This window comes from Mycobacterium sp. (assembly GCF_035653355.1).
Lineage (GTDB): Bacteria > Actinomycetota > Actinomycetes > Mycobacteriales > Mycobacteriaceae > Mycobacterium.
The window spans coordinates 1-5166 of record NZ_DASRBZ010000419.1 but is presented as its reverse complement, the minus strand read 5'-3'; the positions used below and the strand labels follow the sequence as shown (position 1 = coordinate 5166).

At 64.4% G+C, this 5166-nt stretch carries 6 protein-coding genes; 5 read left to right on the top strand and 1 reads right to left on the bottom strand.

What is annotated here, in order from left to right:
- Positions 1 to 153: 153 nt before the first annotated feature.
- Positions 154 to 984, bottom strand: coding sequence for a hypothetical protein (locus VFA16_RS14500; protein WP_324968487.1), 831 nt, complete (start codon positions 982 to 984; stop codon positions 154 to 156).
- Between the two features lie 338 nt (positions 985 to 1322).
- Between VFA16_RS14500 and VFA16_RS14495 the strand changes: the two genes are divergently transcribed.
- From VFA16_RS14495 to VFA16_RS14475, 5 genes are all read left to right on the top strand, one after another.
- Positions 1323 to 1622, top strand: a complete 300-nt coding sequence (locus VFA16_RS14495) for a WhiB family transcriptional regulator (RefSeq protein ID WP_324968486.1) — start codon at positions 1323 to 1325, stop codon at positions 1620 to 1622.
- 277 nt (positions 1623 to 1899) lie between these two features.
- A complete protein-coding gene (locus VFA16_RS14490; protein ID WP_414687719.1) occupies positions 1900 to 2817 on the top strand; it encodes a Rieske 2Fe-2S domain-containing protein in 918 nt (305 codons plus the stop codon).
- Complete coding sequence (locus VFA16_RS14485) at positions 2814 to 3293, top strand: hemerythrin domain-containing protein (RefSeq protein WP_324968485.1); 480 nt, start codon at positions 2814 to 2816, stop codon at positions 3291 to 3293. The genes VFA16_RS14490 and VFA16_RS14485 overlap by 4 nt, the downstream gene beginning before the upstream one ends.
- 299 nt (positions 3294 to 3592) lie before the next feature.
- Positions 3593 to 4228, top strand: a complete 636-nt coding sequence (locus VFA16_RS14480; RefSeq protein ID WP_324968488.1) for a DUF1345 domain-containing protein — start codon at positions 3593 to 3595, stop codon at positions 4226 to 4228.
- Positions 4229 to 4274: 46 nt separating this feature from the next.
- The gene (locus tag VFA16_RS14475; RefSeq protein ID WP_324968484.1) at positions 4275 to 5042 is read left to right on the top strand and encodes an SDR family oxidoreductase; all 768 of its coding nucleotides are present in this window, start codon (positions 4275 to 4277) and stop codon (positions 5040 to 5042) included.
- Positions 5043 to 5166 lie beyond the last annotated feature (124 nt).

The following is a 5166-nucleotide window of genomic DNA, read 5'->3' as shown; positions in this document are numbered from 1 at the left end:
GCATCCCGATCGCCCGCCACAGCCTTGGCAACGACGGCGTCGAGACGTTCTCCGTCAAGTGTCATCGACCGCGGTCTCTCCAACGTTACGAACCGGACACATCCCGGCCTTGTTGCACGGATCGACAATAACGGCCGAACGGCGCTTCAACCGTTAACGCTCACACCAGGTTCCGCCGGCGTGGCGCACTGTTTCAGCGCAGCTGTCCCGCAGCTCTTGCAGCTGTTGCGTTGTGCGCGTGGCACTTCCGATATCGATGAGCAGGCAGGCCAGTGCCCAGCGCAGCGGCACCAAACCCAATCGGGCGGTCGCGTCCAGCGTGTCGTCACCGACCGTGCGGGCCCGCTCAACATCGCCGGCGCTGCACAGCGCCGCAGCTAACACGACGTCGCTCTTGACGCGGTGCCGCGCGGATACGGAGCCGTCGCCACCGGCGCTAGCCAACGCGACGGCTGTCTCGGCGTTCCGCACCGCGGCTGCGCCGTCCCTGGTGGCCATCGCCAGCTCGGCCGCAACCCAGGCCTGGCGCACCGCCAGCCGGTGCACGGGCACGTCGGCCGCCAGCTTGTTGCGCGTCCGGCTCAGCAACGTCTCCGCCGCAGCGAAACGCCCGAGCCCGAGGGCGTCGGCGGCCAGCCCAATCAGCGCATCGGCCGCCGCTTCGGCGTCGTCGCCGGCCAGCGCCAGGGCCCGACCGTCCCAGCGCCGCGCGAGCGCATGCCAGCCCAGCTGGCGCAGGAACGAGCCCTGGGTACTGTGCGCCAGCGACGCCAGCCGCCCGCTCGGCGCGCTACGCAGCAGTGCCGCCAGGTCGCTGTGAGCGCTGCCGTAGCGCCCCTGGCCGCCGGCGGCGACGGCGCGCAGCCACCGCTGATACGGTGTGCTCGCCGCCGGCAGCGGCCAGCAGCCAGGCTGCGCGCCGAACGCCGCAGCGCTCAAAGTTGACTCGGTCAATACATCACGACCGATATTCGCGGGACACATTCGTTAAAAGTTTATGGTTTCTCGGTTACCGCAATATTAACCAGTTGACGCCGGTCGGCTTATAAATGGTTCGATACCGTCGACGTGAAGTGAAAATACCAGCATCACCGGTCTGCGCATTAGCACGCTCGCACCGGTGAATGCATCACACGGATGAACGTGAAGTAAATTCTCAAGCTGCGGCAACGCTTTCCGCGGGCCGTGGCGCTGTTGACTGAAATTCGGCTCCGCCCCTAGTTTATTCGTGCCGAGTTGTCATCGCCGACACCGCTCGAATCAGTTACATGGGCCATGCGTCACGTATGCGGTTGCCCATGGACGTGTAGAGAGGGAATTCAATGCCACAGCCGGAGCAGCTACCTGGACCCAACGCCGATATCTGGGATTGGCAACTGCGCGGCCTGTGCCGGGGTGTCGACTCGTCGGTGTTTTTCCACCCCGACGGCGAGCGTGGCCGGGCCCGTCTGCAGCGTGAGCGTCGCGCCAAAGAGATGTGCCGACGCTGCCCGGTGATCCAAGAATGCCGTGAGCACGCGCTGGCGGTCGCTGAGCCCTACGGCATCTGGGGTGGGCTCTCGGAAACCGAGCGCGACATTCTGCTCAAGCGCGACATCGGCCGCACCCGGCGCACCGCCTAGCCGGATCGCCGCACGCCGCAACGGCAAGAGCCCCGGATTTCAGGGGCTCTAGCTGCTGACGTGCCAGATCAGTCAGCGTGGTGATGGTGGCCGTGGTTTCCGGATTGAACGAATCGCCGCCGCAGACCGTGTACTAGCCATGGACCAAGGCGACCGGTTGGTTGCGGTCCCTCGTCGATGCGGCGTCGAGACCCGCTGCGCCGCACCGTCAGGTTAGGGCGTTCCGTCGCAGAGTGTGGACGCCCCGCCGATTCGCTTTCCGGCACAGGAGGGTGCTATGGCTGAGCGGTCGCGACACTTCTTAGGTCGGGTTCGCAATGCCGGACTTGTTGTCCCGCGAACTCTGGGACAACAGCAGTGGCTGGATCGGCCGAGCTACCGGCTCGAGCACGGTCTGACGTTTCTGTTCGCAGCAATGGGCCGGTATCGGGAGCGTGCCAGCAACGCGTTGCACGGCACCTGGCTCGGCCATCCGTTGCATCCGGCGTTGACGGCGGTGCCGACTGGGGCGGTGGCAACGACGGTGGCCATGGACGCGGCGAGCGTGCTGCCCGGTCGCGCCTCGGAGTGGCGCCATGCCTCGAGATTTGCGTTAGGCATAGGTCTTGCCGGAAGCATCGGTGCGGCGGCGACCGGTCTGACGGACTGGCAGCACACCCACGAGCAATCGCGCCGGATCGGACTGGTGCACGGCTTGCTGAACGTGATCGCGACGGGACTGTACGCCGTGTCGTGGTGGGACCGCGGTCATGGCCGGCAGGTCCGCGGTATGGCGAGTAGCGCGCTCGGCTATAGCCTCACCCTCTGCAGCGGCTACCTGGGTGCTGCTTTGGTGTACGGGTCGGGCACGGGCGTCGATCACGCTGGCCCGCGGCCGAATGGACATAGGTGGAGGCCGACGCTGCCGGTGAGCGCTCTGGATGGCCGGCCCCAGAAAGTAGACGTTGACGGTGTCGGCGTGGTTCTGTACCGCAACAACGGCCGGGTACTGGCCGTCGGTGAGCGCTGCCCGCACCTGGGCGCGCCGATGGCCGACGGCTGGATTGACCGCGACCGGATTGTATGCCCGTGGCATGGATCCCGGTTCGCCTGCGAATCAGGGCACGTGCTGCGCGGTCCGGCGACAGCCGCGCTGCCGAGCTACCCGGTTCGGATTCGGGACGGAATAGTCGAGGTGCGCGGAGTGGCGCAATGAATGCCTACGAGGTGCTGTTCGATCACCACAAGGTTTTACGCGGACTCTGCAAGAAGATCACCGCGATTCCACCGGATACCGATGAGCGGCGAGAAGCCCTTGACGAACTGTTGATCGAGCTGGACATCCACATGCGCATCGAGGACGACTTGTTCTATCCGGCGGTATCTGCGGCAAGCAAGCTTGTCGCAATCGCCCACGCGGAGCACCGGCAAGTCTGGGATCAACTCGCGGTGCTCCTGCGGACGCCGCCCACCGCGCCGGAATATGAAGAGGAATGGCACTCATTCGTCACGGTCCTGGATGCACATGCCAGCGAAGAGGAGCGCGACTTGTGTCCCCCGCCAATAGATTTGAGCAACGAGGTGCTCGAGACACTCGGAAATCGAATGGCGGAGCGCATAGACCAGTTACGTCAATCTACTGTCAACAAACTCCGCGTCCGAGGCCGTGCGGCCCTGCTGGGCTCCCTGTGATCCGATCCGCTATACCGGCTCACGTCGCACTCGGCACACCACCCGGCTGACAGCCCGGCGCGGCTCATCTGCGTCGAAACGAAACACCCCGGCTTTTCGACCGAGGGAGCTGCGCGTACGACGGCCACCGCCGTCTCGGTGGTCATGGATTGCATCGACCTATGCCATGACCATCGTCCGACTCGTTCGAGCCACGGCGCTACGACGTCAACCGATGCAAACATCTGTGCAACTGTTTGGCCGTTAGCACGGGGATGACCTGTGCTGGTGCTTAGGTCGGGATTGTGAAATCCCTTAGTATGTTGTTCCGCGACACGGTCGCGGTTCGGATAGTGGTTGCCGCCGTGCTTGGAGTTGCCGTCGCTCTCGCGGTGGGTAACACGGTCAGCTGGCGGTTTGCGCTTTTGGGCTGGGTCGTGGCTGCCGGTGTCTATGTGGTGTGGACGCGGCTCATCCTGGGTGGAATGGATGCTGACCAAACGGCCGAATACGCGACCCGGGAGGACCCCACCCGGTGGGCATCCGACATGGTCATCGTGTCGGCCAGCGTTGCGAGCCTGGGCGGGGTCGGTTACTTGGTAGCCGCCGCGTCGCGCTCGGGCCCGGGAGCCGTGGAAGCCGCCGTTGTCGGTGTCCTGACGGTGGCTGCATCCTGGTTTGCGGTGCACACGTTGTTCACCGTGCACTACGCGCGGCTCTATTACTCCGGCGAGCCGGGTGGAATCAACTTCCACGACCCAGAGCGACCCCGCTTTCGCGACTTCGCGTATGTGGCTTTCACCGTGGGCATGACGTTTCAGGTGTCGGACACTGAGATCGGGTTGACGTCCATCAGGGCGACGGTGTTACGCCATGCGCTGCTGTCCTACCTTCTCGGCGCTGTCGTCTTGGCGGTCACCATCAATCTGATCGCGGGATTGGGTTCTAAGTTGTGATCGAGCTGCGGCGTCGGCCCGCGGCCGCCAAGAAGGGTTGTGAGCGGTGAACGTAGCGAATCTCTTTGAGCTGCATGGCAAGAACGCTCTCGTGACTGGCGCCTCAAGCGGTATCGGCAAGCAAGTGGCGCTGGCCTACGCGCAAGCGGGGGCGGCAGTAGCGATCGCGGCCCGACATCATGAGCCGCTGCAGGAAGTCGCTGCAGAAATCGGTGAGGGCGGCGGTACGGCGATACCCATCACCTGCGATGTCACCCAGCCCCAGCTGGTGGCCAGCATGCTGAAAAGAGTCGACGACGAATTGGGCGGGGTCGACATCGCAGTTTGCAACGCCGGGATCATCAACCTCAACGGCCTGCTGGATATGCCGCTGGAGGAGTTTCAGCGCATTCAGAACACCAACGTCAACGGTGTGTTCCTTACCGCACAGGCCGCGGCGAAAGCCATGGTCGCCCAGCAACGCGCCGGGAGCATCATCACCACTGCATCGATGTCGGGTCACATCATCAACACGCCGCAGCCGGTAGGCCACTACTGCGCCTCGAAGGCCGCTGTCATCCACCTGACCAAGGCCATGGCGGTGGAGTTCGCACCCCACAACATCCGAGTGAACAGCGTCAGCCCCGGCTACATCCTCACTGAATTGGTGGAGCCTTACTCGGAGTATCACGCGTCGTGGGAACCGAAGATCCCGCTCGGGCGCCTGGGCCGGCCGGAGGAACTCGTCGGTCTCTATCTGTATCTCGCGAGCGACGCGTCGAGCTATATGACCGGTTCGGACATCGTGATCGACGGCGGCTACACCTGTTGGTGAATGGCCATGCTCCCGAAACGAACACCCCCGGGCCATCGGGCCGGGGTGTTCGTCTCGACTTCTAGTGAGCGTGACCGTGGTGGTGGCCGTGATCTTCCTCTTCCTCCGGCTTTTCCACGACGGC